14 protein-coding genes are annotated in these 15879 nt (G+C 38.6%); 2 read left to right on the plus strand and 12 right to left on the minus strand.

Annotation, left to right across the window (positions count from 1 at the left end):
• Positions 1-9 precede the first annotated feature (9 nt).
• The 11 genes from IGJ00_RS12805 to IGJ00_RS12855 form a co-directional block, all read right to left on the minus strand.
• Entirely contained in the window at positions 10-2040 is a 2031-nt protein-coding gene (locus IGJ00_RS12805) for a BglG family transcription antiterminator (RefSeq protein ID WP_438844504.1), read from the minus strand.
• 1 nt (position 2041) lies between these two features.
• Positions 2042-3649, minus strand: coding sequence for a PTS transporter subunit EIIC (locus tag IGJ00_RS12810; RefSeq protein ID WP_438844587.1), 1608 nt, complete (start codon positions 3647-3649; stop codon positions 2042-2044).
• Between the two features lie 244 nt (positions 3650-3893).
• The gene (rbsU, locus tag IGJ00_RS12815; RefSeq protein ID WP_438844505.1) at positions 3894-4781 is read right to left on the minus strand and encodes a ribose/proton symporter RbsU; all 888 of its coding nucleotides are present in this window, start codon (positions 4779-4781) and stop codon (positions 3894-3896) included.
• Positions 4782-4798: 17 nt separating this feature from the next.
• The gene (gene rbsD / locus IGJ00_RS12820; protein ID WP_438844506.1) at positions 4799-5194 is read right to left on the minus strand and encodes a D-ribose pyranase; all 396 of its coding nucleotides are present in this window, start codon (positions 5192-5194) and stop codon (positions 4799-4801) included.
• A 22-nt stretch (positions 5195-5216) separates the two neighbouring features.
• Positions 5217-6125, minus strand: a complete 909-nt coding sequence (gene rbsK, locus IGJ00_RS12825) for a ribokinase (RefSeq protein ID WP_023520292.1) — start codon at positions 6123-6125, stop codon at positions 5217-5219.
• A gap of 410 nt (positions 6126-6535) precedes the next feature.
• Positions 6536-7489, minus strand: a complete 954-nt coding sequence (gene manA, locus IGJ00_RS12830) for a mannose-6-phosphate isomerase, class I (protein ID WP_438844507.1) — start codon at positions 7487-7489, stop codon at positions 6536-6538.
• A gap of 45 nt (positions 7490-7534) precedes the next feature.
• Positions 7535-8554, minus strand: a complete 1020-nt coding sequence (locus IGJ00_RS12835) for a serine hydrolase domain-containing protein (protein ID WP_071867853.1) — start codon at positions 8552-8554, stop codon at positions 7535-7537.
• A gap of 194 nt (positions 8555-8748) precedes the next feature.
• Positions 8749-9603: a VOC family protein gene (locus IGJ00_RS12840; RefSeq protein WP_438844508.1), complete on the minus strand. Its 855-nt coding sequence runs from the start codon at positions 9601-9603 to the stop codon at positions 8749-8751.
• A gap of 244 nt (positions 9604-9847) precedes the next feature.
• On the minus strand, positions 9848-11725 hold the full coding sequence (locus tag IGJ00_RS12845; protein WP_438844509.1) for an ABC transporter ATP-binding protein: 1878 nt from the start codon (positions 11723-11725) through the stop codon (positions 9848-9850).
• Positions 11722-13449 (minus strand): ABC transporter ATP-binding protein, encoded by a 1728-nt coding sequence (locus IGJ00_RS12850; protein WP_071867850.1) that lies wholly within the window; start codon positions 13447-13449, stop codon positions 11722-11724. Before IGJ00_RS12850 ends, IGJ00_RS12845 begins: the two co-directional genes overlap by 4 nt.
• Before the next feature lie 15 nt (positions 13450-13464).
• On the minus strand, positions 13465-14109 hold the full coding sequence (locus IGJ00_RS12855) for a TetR/AcrR family transcriptional regulator (protein WP_438844510.1): 645 nt from the start codon (positions 14107-14109) through the stop codon (positions 13465-13467).
• Between the two features lie 194 nt (positions 14110-14303).
• Here IGJ00_RS12855 and IGJ00_RS12860 point away from each other — a divergent pair, with 194 nt between their 5' ends.
• Positions 14304-14612: a rhodanese-like domain-containing protein gene (locus tag IGJ00_RS12860; protein WP_115358239.1), complete on the plus strand. Its 309-nt coding sequence runs from the start codon at positions 14304-14306 to the stop codon at positions 14610-14612.
• A gap of 117 nt (positions 14613-14729) precedes the next feature.
• On the plus strand, positions 14730-15350 hold the full coding sequence (locus IGJ00_RS12865; protein WP_115358240.1) for an NAD(P)H-dependent oxidoreductase: 621 nt from the start codon (positions 14730-14732) through the stop codon (positions 15348-15350).
• A 132-nt stretch (positions 15351-15482) separates the two neighbouring features.
• Here the strand turns inward: IGJ00_RS12865 and IGJ00_RS12870 are convergent, their stop codons facing one another.
• Positions 15483-15779 (minus strand): bacteriocin immunity protein, encoded by a 297-nt coding sequence (locus tag IGJ00_RS12870; RefSeq protein WP_438844511.1) that lies wholly within the window; start codon positions 15777-15779, stop codon positions 15483-15485.
• Positions 15780-15879 lie beyond the last annotated feature (100 nt).

Genomic DNA, 15879 nt, shown 5'->3' on the forward strand with positions numbered 1-15879 from the left:
GAGCCCCCTTTATTTTTTTATTTCATCGATCAAAATTTTAGATAACAACTGATAGATGATTGCCTCATTTCCTGATCGAAAAATCTCAGTATTCAAATCATTCATGATCAATGCACCACTTATTTTTCCAAGTAATTTTCCAGTAGCTTCGTCAATAGGGGAAGGTGCTAGCATCACTAACATTCTTGATAAATCAACTTTCGTTTTGTCCATTCCCTCGATCTCCAATACTTGCTTCAATTGAAAAATACAGAATAAAGGTTCCGTGATCTCAGAACTAGAGGTATGGAAAAGCCCCATGTTGGTATGAGGTAACCCGATCGGCGCTTGTTGATATCTTTTCATTAAACGCTGATAGACTTTTTCTTTATCTTGGACCACCCCTGTAGGTAAATAGTCGAAAATATCCTTCAACGTAGCTTCTACTGTCGTTGGATTGTCTAATTCTTGAATGAAGAAATACTGGAGTAGCTGATTGATTTTACTCATCATCAACACCGTTTCTTCATAAGTATCTTCGATAACAGAAGGTTGATCAGCTAACCGGATATGCTCCGTTCGATGTGCTGTCAAACGAGCAAATTCTGCTTTTAATTGTTTAATTTCTTCCTCAAGAAGTAATGGTGAAACTAATAGATATTTCCCCTCATAGCCACTTAAGATCGAGGTAGAAATGACGAGATCATACTCTTCTTCTAAATTGATTTTCTTTAAATCAGCAATTCGATAAAAATGGATATGTTGAACAAATGGGAAGTATCTCTTTAGTTTTAACTCAAGCATACTTGTCGAAGCTAAGCCACTAGGTGAAAAACCAGCGATTTTGATCGTGCTGTCCTTTGGTGTTTTTTCTAACGAGTTCGCAAAGTGAAGAACCATATAAGCAATTTCTTCTTCGGATAGTTTCTTTTCTTGAAAAATCTGCTCGATTCCTTGACGGATGGCTTGGGCGATCTCTTGATACTGAACCATGATTTTTTCTAAAATTGGATTAGTTAATTGTTCTTCTTGAAGTACTGCTCGAGAGAATACTCCTGATAAATGGGTCAACAACATTTTGTAGAGTGTTTCATCTTGGTAGAATGGATTATTTGTTGCTTCACTCACTACTTGGATCAACTGTTTCACAAGATAAGCGAGTTGCGTATCAAATGTTTCTTCAAAGAAATCCTGATCGAAGGAATTCGAGAAGTCATTTAATAGACTAGCAAAAAAGACGATCTCATTGACGGGATAAAGTTGTTGCGTTTCCTTAGCGATTTTAGAAAATAAAGCTTTGGCGATACGTAATAACTCTTTATTCACTAGTCCAGTGTAGGTTTCATTCGTCAGCACGTGATTTTTTTTGACACGGTCGATCGTGATGCTGAGTATCAGGACTAAATGTTCCAGTTTCCGGTCACTTAATTCTTTCTTTTGCTGGATCAATTCTTCTCGTACCACTTGACGCGCCAGTAATAAACTATCTGTCGTGATAAATTGAAAAAAGAAATTCGTTGTCGTATCAAATTCCAGCAAGTGAAATATTTCATACGCATTGATCTCCAACTCTAAGATATTTGCGATCAGCAATCTTCGGTATTTTTCCGGTCCAGTGATTTCATAACCACGGTTACGAGTGATAGATAATGGTAGCTGTTCCATACTGGTTTCGAGTTGCTTGATATCAGCATAAAAAGTCGTGTTACTAATCAAATACTTTTCTAAAAAATAACTTAAAGACAATGGTTCTTTCGTGAGTAACAGCTCTAATAAAATTGCATGTTGCCTTTCAGTTGTCGATAATTCCATCTCTTTTTCGTTCAGTAGTTGGCGCAGTTGTGTCATTGTTTCAGGTGTCGCTTCAATCATAAATGATCCGCGGGTTATTTTTTTCAGCGAAGCATTTACTTCCTTGAGCGATCGTTCTAATTGCTCCAACTCGCGGTATACAGTCCGTTTGCTGACACGTAAAACATTGACCATTTTTTGTATAGAAACGGGTGCTGGACTATTGATGAGTTCTGTCAATAATTCTTTTTCCCTTGGTGACAAATACATCTTAGTCCACTTCCTTTACTAATGATAGATAGGCTTTGGTACTGACAAAATGATCAATGATCAACAAATGCTCCACTTGTTGTTCCAGTTGATACGTCTTTGCCATTCTTTCATTCGCAAGATATACCACTTCTTTTTCGGGTACTAGGTCTTCAATGGCTGTTTTTTCTACTGATAGATCGACCTGATATTCCTTGGCTAGCTTCATTAAAATCGTCATTCCCATCGTTTGTGAGCCTCGGCGATTTCCTTGGTATAAAAACACAACTCTGGTTCTAGGTTGTTTAACCTCTTGTTGCTTTTTGATCTGAGGTTCACTGTTTATTTCATGAAGTTGCTGCTTGATCAATGGTAGATACGACTCAACTTCTAAAAAATGTTCGACAGCAATGATCTGACTCTCTTTGGCTTTTTCTTGTGCTAAAGATTGAAAGGCACTTTGTACGATCACCAATTGTTTCTGATGATTCTTCAGACTATAAATAGAGGTATAGCTTATAGGTATATCTATCCCTTGCGCATGCAGTTTTTTCTTCAAAATGGCTGCGCCCATTGCACTAGAACCCATCCCGGCATCGCAAGCAAAGATGATTTGGTTGACCGCTTCATGATTCATCAGTTGGCTCCTTTCTGGGAGGATCGATTCCACAGGTTTCGTTTTTCTCAATAACAGTATGGCACAAATAAACGTAGCAAGCGCACTGAGAATAATACCTAAAATGACACCTACTAATTGTGAAGGGGGTGTATTCCCTAAAATAATCACCAATGAACCTGGTGAAACCGGAGCATTCAACCCACTAGCAAACAGTTGGAACACAAACGTTCCTGTGGCTCCTCCAATCATAACGGCAAAAAAAAGCGCAGGTTGCATCAAGACAAAAGGAAAATAAATCTCATGGATTCCTCCGACAGCTTGGATCATCAATGCTCCACCTGCTTTGACACTTTTTTCTCGATCAGCAGCAAACAAGAACGCACTTAAAATCCCTATTCCTGGCCCAGGATTGGCTTCCATCAAAAATAAGATCGAATGCCCCGCATGTTGTGTCATCTCCATTCCTAAAGGTGTCAAGATGCCGTGATTGATGACATTATTCAAAAATAAGACCTTTAACGGTTCCAACACTAAACTGACCACTGGTAACAAATGTTGTTCAATGAGCCAATAAACAAAGCGTCCAACATAAGACAAACTACCTTCAACAATTGGTTGGATGACCAGTATGCCTAACAGACAGACAACCCCACCGATTAGACCGATCATCAAGTTATTCAGCAACATCTCATAGCCAGGTTTGATTTTCGGCGTCAACCAACGATCCACCCAGTGAAAAATACCTCCCGTGATCAAACCGATGATCATCGCTCCGAATAGTTGTGGAAGATCAGAAACTACTATCATACCGATGACAGCAATCCCACCTGCTACAGCTGCTTTTTGATCAAAAATCTTTGCTCCAGAGTAACTGATCAAAATAGGCAATAACAGATAAATCAGCCAATCACTGACATGTGCAAGCGTTTGATGCAAATCACCTGATACGATATTTGATACAATCGATAACAAACCCCAAGCAATAAAAATACTTAGATTTGGCATGATCATTTGTTTGAAATAATGTAGTAATTGACGAAACCAGGTTAATTTCGCCACTGCATCAGCAGGAAGCGCATTCAAATTCTCCCCCACGTTGATCACCTGCCCTTTCTACTTCAGCAGACTGCGCTTATGCTTTTTTTCAGATAGCTCTATTCTAACAGTTTCCGTTATCTATTTTCCACAAAAAAAATTGGGCAAGTAACCGCAGTTACTTCCCAATTTTTTAAAATAACGCTTCTAACAAAATATCTTATATCAAAACAGTCATCGTTGCGGCAGCTAAGATAAGGACCAAGCCAATGATTGTGACCGTCATTTCTTTTTTCGTTTTCTTTTGTCCTAAGAACCAGATACCAGTCAAGGTTGCTAGAACAACAGAAGTTTGCGATAGGATGAAGCCCGTTGCCAAACCATTCATATTTGGTTGTGCAGAAATCAAATAGGTCAATGCAGCAAAGGCAAAAAAGAAGCCAGAAAAAATTTGTTTATAAGAAACAACTTCCGTAAATGCTGATTTTTCATGCCCTTTCATACTTAATACAGCGGTGTAGATGATCGCCACTAAGACCATCCCCATTGCTTGTGGCAAGAAAGCGTGCATTCCGTCGATGGTTGTTGCTTGAGGTGCGGCGGAATATGCCCAATACCCAATCTCTCCGACTGCTAATAATAAAACCGCTTTTTTCAGTAAACTGCTATTTTCTTTGGTTTTTTTCTCAGTCCAAACAGTCATCCATGCGCCTAAAATAATCAAGATCAATGCTAATCCACCAAGAATCTTCGCTGTCGTTCCTGGCCAATTGCCTAGCGCAAAAACACCCCATAATGAAGCCCCAAGTAATTGAAAAGCTGTGGTGATAGGCATTGCACGTGACGAGCCAATCAGTGTGAAGGATTGAAAAGTAATGATTTGAGCAGTCGCCCAGCCCACACCGGAAAGAATAGAAAAGACAAGATCCATTCCAGATGGCAATCCCATACCATTGATCAGGGCAAAAATAAGTGCGAATATCAAAGTTCCTATTGTTGATCCTAAAATCTGGTTCACAGGACGTCCACCGATCTTCGAAGCAATCGTTGGATAAAGTCCCCAACCTAGTAATGGTCCTAATCCGATCAATAATGCTGTTGCATTCATTTATTACATCTCCTTTTTTAGAATACGACGCCACTTTCTAACAAGATATTCGCATAAGGAGTCATCTCACCTGTGCGAATAAATGCGTGACAATTGTTTAACTCAGTTTTCATTTCACTATGCGGAATAAACGTGATCGGTGTCTCCGACATTTCTTTTTGGATTTCTAAAAGAATGTCAGGATTCTCTTTTTTGATTTCCTCTGCTAGATAAATACGTTGCACCTCTAATTCTGACAACACATTGCGTAAGACTTCCATAAAGCTAGGAACCCCTTGCGTGACTGCTAAATCGATTTTTTCAGTGGTCATAGGTACAGGCATTCCTGCATCTCCAATACTCAATTTATCAAAATGTCCCATTTGTGCAATCACTCGTGAGATATCAGAATTGATTACTTTCGTTTTTTTCATTATTTGTTCATCCTTTCCTCAATCAGATTAATTCATGTTTATACGGAATAGAAGGCTGTGCACCAAAACGTTGAACAGTCACAGAAGAGGCTTTATTGCCATAACGGATCGCTTCTTCTAGGTTGCTGAAGTCTTTGGCTAATACACTGCTCATCGCACCAATAAAGGTATCGCCAGCAGCCGTTGTATCCACTGCATGCACTTTAAAAGCTGGTACGATCCCACTAGCGCCGTCAGCAATATCATAATAAGCGCCTTTACTTCCGATCGTGATGATCACCGCTTCAATACCTAATCCATGAAAGACTTGTGCCGCCTCTTTTAGACTTTTTTCATCGGTAATAGTAATGCCTGTTAAGATCTCCGTTTCTGTTTCATTTGGAATGATCATATCCGTTACTGCTAATAACTCGTCAGGAACATTTTCTAGCGCCGGTGCCGGATTCAAGATCGTTTTCACGCCAGCTTCTCGAGCGATTTTGAATGCTTCGATCGTCGGTTCTATAGCGCTTTCAAACTGAGCAATAATAAAATCACTTTTTTGGATGATTGTTTTATTTTCTTGTACTTGTGCTACGGTAAACGCATTGTTTGCACCAGCATGGATCATGATACTATTTTCACCTTGGTCATCAACAATGATATACGCTTGTCCAGTCGCTTGATTTTCTAATGTCGCTACACCAGATAAATCAATTTCTTCTTGTTCAAGTAATTCTGTCATCGTTTTTCCTGCTTCGTCTTTACCCACGCCACCAATAAAGTAAGTTTTTGCCTCCGAACGTCTAGCAGCAACCGCTTGGTTGGCTCCTTTTCCTCCACCAGCTGAAAAAGTTTCTTTCGTATGGATCGTTTCTCCAGGTTTTGGCATATAAGTCACACGGATGGTTCGATCTAAATTGATGCTTCCGATAACTGTAACAGTATTCATCGTTTTCCCTCTCCTTTAACAAGAAAATCATTTTAACGTTCTATTAAAACGTTTTAACTCTACGAGAAGAATATAACATATTTTGTAAGTGATTTCAACAAGCAACTTTTCATCGATAAAACTAACTGTAATTGGTACCTTCTTTGTTCTTATATCACTGAGGTCGGGACAGAAGTGTTCAGCCTCGAGAAATAAGGCGCCATCCACGAAAATTGTTTTTCAAATTTTTGTGGATGGCGCCTTATTTCCGATGAGGTTACTTCTGTTCCCGCCGTTTATTCGGTTTTAGGTGGTACAAGAGGACTAATGTCCCAGACACAAAAAAAAGCGCCAACCAAAAATAGCAAGTCCATTTTCGGTTGGTACGCTTTATTGTTATCGCTGAACCTATCAGCAACAGTTTATCTTAATTATTTAACTCCTGGCTCAGAAGCGATGATCGAAAGTTCTCCTTGAACTTTCCACTCCGTGATATCGCTTGGTAAGATCGCACTTGTTCCTTTTTCTAGTGAGTAGGTTTGGTTACCTATCACCAATTCTCCCGCACCATCAATAACTGTCATCAATGTATACGGTGCTTGTTTTTTAAAGGATGTGATCCCTTTGATGTCCCACTCGTAGACGTTGAAAAATTCTGTTTCTACGTAAGTGACGATCGAAGAGTTCCCTTGACGGATCTCTTTGATCTGTAATTCAGGAGCTTTTGCTGGTACTGTTGTTACGTCGACTGATTGTTGGATGTGTAATTCCCGAGTGTTTCCTTGGTCGTCTTTGCGATCATAATCATAAACACGATAAGTTGTGTCTGAACTTTGTTGTGTTTCTAAAATCATGATCCCTTTCCCAATTGCATGGATCGTTCCACTTGGTACGTAGAAAAAATCACCTTTTTTGACAGGAACTTTTTTCAATAAGTCATCCCAGCGACTATCTTGGATCATTTCGGCTAATTCTTCACGTGTTTTTGCATGATGACCATAGATGATCTCTGCACCTGGTTCGGCATCAATGATGTACCAGCACTCTGTTTTTCCTAGCTCTCCTTCATGTGCCATACCATAAGCATCATCTGGATGAACTTGAACAGATAGATCATCTTCTGCATCTAAGATTTTGATCAATAACGGAAAAACTGGTTCTGTTGGATGGTCGAATAATTCTTTATGTTCTTTCCATAGATCATCTAGTTTCCAGCCTTTGAATGGGCCATTTTCAACGACACTCACGCCATGAGGATGCGCACTGATCGCCCAATCTTCCCCAATTTTATCATTTGGGATATCAAAGCCAAAAACAGTACGTAAGCGACTGCCTCCCCAGATTTTTTCTTGAAAAACAGGTTTTAAAAATAATGGTTCTTGCATACGTCAAACTCCTCTCAATTTTCAATTGCTATTATAGCATTATTTTCAGTGTAACGCTTTCTCTTGTAAATAAATTTCAATGATTTCATCCCGACATTTTAGATATTCTTCACGATGATCGTTTGGATGCAGGCGATTGGATAGAAAAATGAACGCTTCTTGATCGATTGGGTCGATCAATAGAAATGTCCCTGTATAGCCTGTATGGAATAGTAATGGATGGCCATCCTTTTTATCTTGTTTTAAATCCCATCCGAGTGAGCGACCACCTTTACCAGTTGGCGTATGATCAGCCAATAAGGAACGGATAGTTGTCTCTTCCAAAAAATGACCAGAATCTAACTTTCCGTATTGAAGATACATCCGGACAAACTTCTCACAATCCGCAAGATCAATAAATAGACCAGCATTACCTGCATGTTCTGCTAACACTCGTGCTTTTGGATCATGTGTCAAGCCATGGATCACCTCACCAGAAGGAAGTTGTTCAGTCGGAACGATCCGTTCTGAAGGACGTGGTAAGAATAAGCTATTCATCATTCCTAACGGTGCTAGTACTTGCTCTTCAAAAAGCTCGACCGCCTCTTCCTGGAAAATCTCCTCTAACATCAATCCTAAAAGAATCGTGCCTGCATCCGTATAGCGAACTTCGATTCCTAATTGATCGCCTGGTTGAAGTTTCAAATAAGCTTCAATCAATTCTGTTTGTGATAGATGATCTCGATCAGGAATAAATGTCTGGATGTCTGAGGTATGTGTCAATAAGTGGCGAATCGTGATCGTTTGATTCTCAAAAGTCGGCAAGTACGTATGCAAAGGTTCATCTAATTCAACTTTCCCGTCTTCGATCAATCGCAAGACAAGGCTTGTCGTTGCAATCACTTTTGTCAGGGAGGCTGCATCAAAGAGCAAATCTTCGGTCATTGGTCTGATTGTAGGAATGATCTGCGCATCACCTGCGATCACTTTTTCAATCTGATCCTCTTTCATAAAAGCAGCGACGACCCCTGGATAATATCCCTCATTCATTTTTTTTAGTATATATTCTTTCGTTTTAGCGTACATAGTTTCTCCTTATTTATCTCTGGATATGCTTGTTTGCTCCCCAAGCATAATTCTTTCTTCCATAAGAATCAATTGTTTTTCTCATTTATCCCAGTATTTAGTGGCTGACATAAAAAAGCAGGAAACTTTCAGCATCAGCTGAACTTTTCCTGCTTTTTCCAACGGTCGAGCAATCGACTGATCCTAGCCACTGTTCATTGGATAACATTAGTTGCTTTTGTTTCGTCCACGAACCACCATTCGATGCCAATTGCATCATACAAAGTCAAAACTTTTTGTTTTTTGTCAATGTAAAAATCGATCGTTTCTGTGTTCAAATGTGCAATCAGACGTTGCATACTTTCTGGATCAACAACAAATTTCAAAAAGTCTAATCCTAAGATTTCATCAGTCGGTAAGGCAATCACTGGACTCTCAGCTTGAGTCAGTCCTACATGAAAATCACCTTTATTCAAGATAAATTCTTTCTCTTCCTCTTTATGCACAGTCAGACCTAAAAGCTCTGATAAAAATTCTCGTTCCTTTTCCATATCTAGTACATTTAGGTGGACTTTTTGGAAATAAGTACCAGCAGACAATTTCTTAAAGCGTTCATTTGATTGTCTTAATAGCGCTTCTTGGTCTAATTGTTCCACCGCTTGTTGTTGTGAAGTGTGAGTCTCTTCATGATAGATCTCTAACATATTGCCTTCAGGATCTTTCATTAAAATACCGATTCTGCCATCACTTTCCAGTGCTTCTTCGATCGTTTGATTCGTTTGGCGAATGCGATACAGCATATCTGCCATTTCTTCTAATGTTGGAATGATCAAAGAAAAGCGATTGAGCTTTTTGATTTCCCCAAAGTGATCATTTGCTCGTGGACTTTCCTCTAATAATAACATCTCGCTGTCATTTTCTACTGTACCGAAAATCGCTAATTCATTTTCTTCTCTCTTTAAATCGAAACCGATCGTGTCTCTATAAAACTCGATCATTTTATCACGGTCTTTTACACGTATCGCAATACTTTTCAAATAAGTAGTAGACCCCAAATCAAAAACTTTCATAATTTCTTGCTCCCCTCTACGTTAAGCTTTATTTTAACGATGCTTCTCTTTTCTTTCAAGCAATATCTTATTTTTTGTTGAATTAATTCTTAGATTGTCTTATTTTTTAGCTAATTATCAGAATGGGAAGAGAAAATCATTCTATATGTAAGAAAAGCGGCGAATCTTTGATAAAACTTTTTTATTTTTTTAAACGCCGCTTTCCCATAATCCTATAAAGATTATTATAACTTATTTTATCTTATTATGAAGCTTCTTCTGTAAACTGACTATTATACAGATCAGCATAGAACCCATCTTTTTCCATGAGCGTATCATGGTTTCCTGTTTCAACGATCGATCCTTGGTTCATCACGATAATATTATCCGCATCACGAATCGTTGATAAGCGATGCGCAACTACAAAACTTGTACGATTTTTCAATAAACGGTTCATCGCTTTTTGAATCAAGATCTCCGTACGAGTATCGACACTTGAGGTTGCTTCATCCAAGATCAAGACATCTGGATTTGCTAAGAATGCTCGGGCAATTGTAATCAATTGACGTTGACCTTGTGAGATATTACTTGCATCTTCATTTAAGATCGTATCATACCCATCAGGTAATTTGCGGACAAATTCATCGACATGGGCAGCTTTCGCAGCTTCGATCACTTGTTCATCCGTCGCATCATCATTTCCATACTTGATATTGTCATAGATCGTTCCAGTAAATAACCATGTATCTTGAAGTACCATTGAAAATTGTGCACGTAATACATCACGAGAAACATCTCTCGTATCAACACCGTCATAGCGGATGCTCCCGCCTGAAACATCATAAAAACGTTCCAACAGATTGATCAAAGTCGTTTTACCAGCCCCAGTCGGACCAACAATAGCGACCATTTCACCTGGCTTCACATCCAAATTGAAATCTTTCATCAATAAGTGACCTGGCGTATAACCAAACTGCACATTTTCAAAACGAACTTTGTACGGTGTATTTTCTTCGACTGGTAAACCAGATTTTTCATTGGTCATCTCTTCTTCGTCTAAGACTTCAAAGACACGTTCAGCCGAAGCGACTGTTGATTGGATCGTATTCATCAAGCTTGCCAATTGTGTGATTGGTTGAGAAAATTGCGTCGTATATTGTAAGAATGCTTGCACATCCCCTAATGCCATATTCCCATTGGCTACTTTGATCCCACCAAGTACAGCCACAAAGACGTACCCTAGATTTTTGACGAAGTTCATCAATGGCATGATGATTGCAGAAATAAACTGCGCTTTCCAACCAGAGGCATATAAATTTTGGTTTTCAATCTCAAAAACTGCTTGGTCTTTTGCTGTATGGTTGAACGTTTGGACGATCGTATGTCCAGCATAGGTTTCTTCGACTTGGTTGTTCAATAATCCTAAACTCTTTTGTTGATCCGCAAAGAAAACTTGTGATTTCGGTGCAATGATCATCACGATGATCAAGCTCAATGGAATCATCAACAACGCCACTAATGTCAGTTGCCAGCTGATGGATAGCATCATAACGATGACCCCGATCAGTGTGACCGCACTTGTGACAAATTGAGTCAAGTTTTGTTGTAACGTGCTGGCGATATTATCCATATCGTTGATTGCTCGAGACATGATATCCCCATTCGTATGTGTATCATAATAAGAGATCGGCACACGATTCATTTTTGTCTCTAAATCATGTCTTAACTCATATACCGTACGTTGCGATACGCGAGTCATAATGAACTGTTGCAAGAAGTTGAACACGGCAGAAATCAAGTACATAACAATCACTGTCGCAATGATTTGACCAATTTTGTCAAAATCGATTGGGAATTTAGTGACTTGTTGCCCTTCTTGCATTTGTCTTGCGCCAAGCATCACACCGTTAAAAATTTCTGTGGTTGCTTTCCCTAATACTTTTGGTGTCTGGATTTGGAAGACGACAGCTGCAATCGCTAAGACAAATACAGCAATGATCGCTACTAAACGCTTAGACATATAGCCGAATAACCGACGAACAGTGCCCCAAAAGTTTTTTGGTTTTTCTCCTTTAGCACCAATGTTACGTCCTGGTCCCCCACCCATTGGTCCTTGAGGAGATCGATTGTTTCCTTTACTCATGCTAAATCCTCCTCTCTCAATTGTGAGTTGACGATTTCTTTGTATGTTTCATTTGTTGCTAGTAATTCTTTATGCGTTCCTTTTCCAACAAGTTTTCCTTCATCTAATACTAAGATCGTATCTGCATCCATGACGGTACTTACTCGTTGCGCCACTAAAACGGTGATACTTTCTGTCATATTTTCTTTTAGTGCTTGACGGAGTTTCGCATCTGTTTTGAAGTCTAGTGCTGAGAATGAATCATCAAAGACATAGATGTCGGCTTCTTTTACTAAGGCACGCGCAATAGCTAATCGCTGTCTTTGTCCACCAGAGAAATTTCCGCCACCTTGTTCGACATGACTATCTAAACCATCTTCCATTTCAGAAACAAAGTCTTTTGCTTGGGCGATCTCTAATGCTTTCCAAATCATCTCATCTGTTGCGTCTTCTTTCCCATATTGCATATTCTCACGAATCGTTCCAGAAAAAAGGACAGCTTTTTGGGGAACAAATCCCATCAATTCACGCAAGTTATATTGCGTCATATCAGTGATGCTCGTTCCATTGATCGCGATCTCGCCCGATTCAATATCATACAAACGTGGGATCAGATTCACTAAAGTCGTTTTTCCTGAGCCAGTACCACCAATGATAGCTACGATATCGCCGGATGAAGCTTCAAAGTTGATATCTTCCAACGCTAGTTTTTCTGCACCGTGGTAACGGTAATTCACCTGTTTGAATGACAAACTTGCGTCTTTTCCAGCTAAAGCAACCGTTTCTGGTTGTTCTGGGTCAACGATACCTGCGTCTTCTTCAAGTACTTCATTGATCCGATCAGCCGAAGCTTGGGCACGAGGAACCATGATAAAGATCGCTGATAACATCATGAAACTAATCAAAATTTGCATCGCATAAGTCATGAAAGCAATCAGATTTCCGACCTCTAAGGTCATATCCGCTATGTAGTGCCCACCAAACCATGTGATCGCTACGTTCGTCCCACTCATGATCAACGTCATCATTGGCATCATCAATGCAACGATCGTGTTGACTTTGATTGCCGTATTTGTATAATCCTTATTCGCTAAATCAAAACGATTTTCCTCAAAACGTGTTTTGTCAAACGCTCTGATGACACGTACACCGGTTAATCCTTCACGAAAAACAAGGTTTAAGCGGTCCGTTTTCTTTTGCATACTCTTGAATAGCGGAACAGCAAAATACATGATACCACCGATCAAAATGATCATGACAGGAATCACGACTAAGAAAATCCTTGTCAGTTGATGGTCCTTTTGATAAGCAAGGATACTTGCCCCAACAAGAGTGATCGGCGCATTGATCATCATCCGTAAAAACATTTGCATCACCAATTGGATCTGCGTCACATCATTCGTTGTACGAGTGATCAATGAAGCTGTTCCGTACTTGTCGAATTTGTCTTTCGTCAAATTTTCGGCTTTTTGATAGACTTCTGTTCGTAATTGTTTTCCTAACTTTTGAGATTCTCGTGTAGCAAAAAACGTATTGGCAATGGCGGCTAAAATACTGATCAAAGAAAATCCGATCATGACAAATCCCGTCTGCCAAATATAGTCGACATCACCTTTTGCTACGCCTTTGTCAATAATATTAGATGTTAACGTTGGCAAATAAAGATCTGCTAACACTTGAATAATCATAAAAACCGTTGCAGCGATTGCTGAGGTCAATGAAATTCGTTTGACAATTTTTAGCATTCGTTCCCCTTCTTTCTATTTATAAGCGCCATTTTTTATCCATGACAGTTTTAGATTGAATTCTGCAATGGCTTGTTCAACAGAATACTCCTCAGAGGCTGAAAATGATTTATAGGCATGAGCAATCGTTGTAAATAGTGTACTCATGACTAACTGAAACAATAATTCCATTTCATGGTCATCTTTTACTCTAAGATTGGAACGATCAATCAAACCAATCAACTCTTTGGACGCTTTTTTATGATTTTTATGTGGTGATGGACGATGTCCTTGTGGATGCGGCACGACTTTTCGTGAGGCACGGTAATCCATGTGCATAAAAAGATGTTTGTAAAACGCGGCATTTTCACCTTCTAGAATATCTCGAATCATTTTCCCAAAATAAAGTTCAAAACCGATAAATAAGTCTCCGTTCGATTCTTTGATTAGTTGGATCATATTTTTTGTACTATCACTACGAACGGTTTCAAAATAATAAAAATAAAGATCTTCTTTATCTTCAAAATATTGATAAAAACTACCTCTAGAGATCCCCGCAAGTTTCACGATTTGTGCAATCGAAGCTTCATTCAATGGCACTCTTGAAAATTCGACCCTGGCAGCTTCTAAAAGTCTTTGCTGTTTTTCTTCAGGTAGATGAAAAAAAGTCTGTGTCGGCATCGTTGATTCCTCCCCACATAAAAATGACACTCTGTCATATGACACCTTGTCATTATAACACCATCCGATTGTTTTGCAAGTCATTTACATTCTTTTTTCATAATTATTAAAAAAAGAATAAATCGAGTAAAAAGATTTGTTTCTACTATTCTATGCATCTAAAATAGGATCATTATATAAAAAGGAAGAATGCCATGAACAAATCAATCACCGTCCACGAACTCTATTTCGTCTATCAAAAAAAGGATATAGTGATCTTAGATGTCCGTAAAACGAACGAGTATATAAAAAAACATTTAAGTCATTCAATATCCATTCCTATTACCAGTTTATCCGCTCAATTAAATAATCTTGATACAAAAAAACAGTATTATATTGTTGGGGCAGCGAATCATTTAGCACAAGAAGTTACTAGTTACCTAATAGAAAATGGTCTGCAAGCGACTTATGTCGTTGACAACATGAAACTATTTGAAAATCGTGAATTAACTAGTCCTCTTTGATCGTACTGGAAAATAACTTACTTTTTATCAGTAAAAATACTTGATAGCCTTTTCTGTTTCAAGTAAACTGGTATTGTTAGCAGTAAAGTTAACAATTACGACTAAAGGAGAGAGATTATGGCATCAGTATTAGTAATCAAAGGACATCCATTAACTGCACAAGAATCACGTTCAGTTAACGCATTAACTAGTTTTTTAACTAGCTACAAAGAAAATCATCCAAGCGACGAGGTAACTGTTTTAGACCTTTATCGTGATGATATCCCAGAAATTGATGAAGAATTGCTTTCTGGATGGGAAGCGCTTCGTGCAGGTGCAGATTTCTCTAGTCTATCTGAAAACCAACAACAAAAAATTGCTCGTTTCAACGAATTGACAGAGCAATTCCTAGCAGCAGATAAAATCGTTATTGCCAATGCTTTATGGAATTTGAACATTCCTACAAAATTAAAAGCTTGGTTTGATACAGTCAATGTTGCTGGTAAAACTTTCAAGTATACTGAAAACGGTCCTGTTGGCTTAGTTACTGGTAAGAAAGCACTACACATCCAATCAAACGGCGGAATCTACAATGGACAAGATTTTGCTTCTCAATATGTAAAAGCAATCTTGAACTTTGTCGGCATCGAACAAGTCGACCAATTATTTATCGAGGGAATCGACTATACACCTGATCGTGCAGAAGAATTGATGCAAGCTGCTTTAGATAAAGCAACTGCATTTGGTAAAGACTTCTAGTCACTATTAGATAAACATTTCTCTAAAAATATTGAGAAAATAAAAAAGGATTTCACTAAACATTCATTGCGAATGTTCGTGAAATCCTTTTTTATTTGTTGTAAAGTGGCTGTTCGGCGACGCTTAAAGTAATTAATAACCATATCTAATACTAGAAATAGCCATCAGTTCATGTAGCTTTTCGGATTGATGCTCGTTGAGAGATACACCAGCTTTTTTCAATGCATTGGATATATCTAAATTCATACGGCTTAGAATGAACGGCACTGATGCTCCATCATTTTGTAATTTTTCTAGATAAGCGTGTAAAACCTCTCTAAGAGATTCATTTCCAAGGTCTAACGCTAAATCAGCTATCAATTCATTAATGATTGTTTCTGCTCTATTACGTCGATCGTTTCCACCAGAAAACCATCTTAGATGACTCATTTACTGTTGCTCCTTCTCTTAATTTCAAGGAATATTACTATAGTCTTACGCAAAATAAACTTTGGTTGAAATCAGATGTTAATAAAAGAAAGAGTTCAAA

Source organism: Enterococcus sp. AZ062 (assembly GCF_051715065.1).
Lineage (GTDB): Bacteria > Bacillota > Bacilli > Lactobacillales > Enterococcaceae > Enterococcus_B > Enterococcus_B mundtii.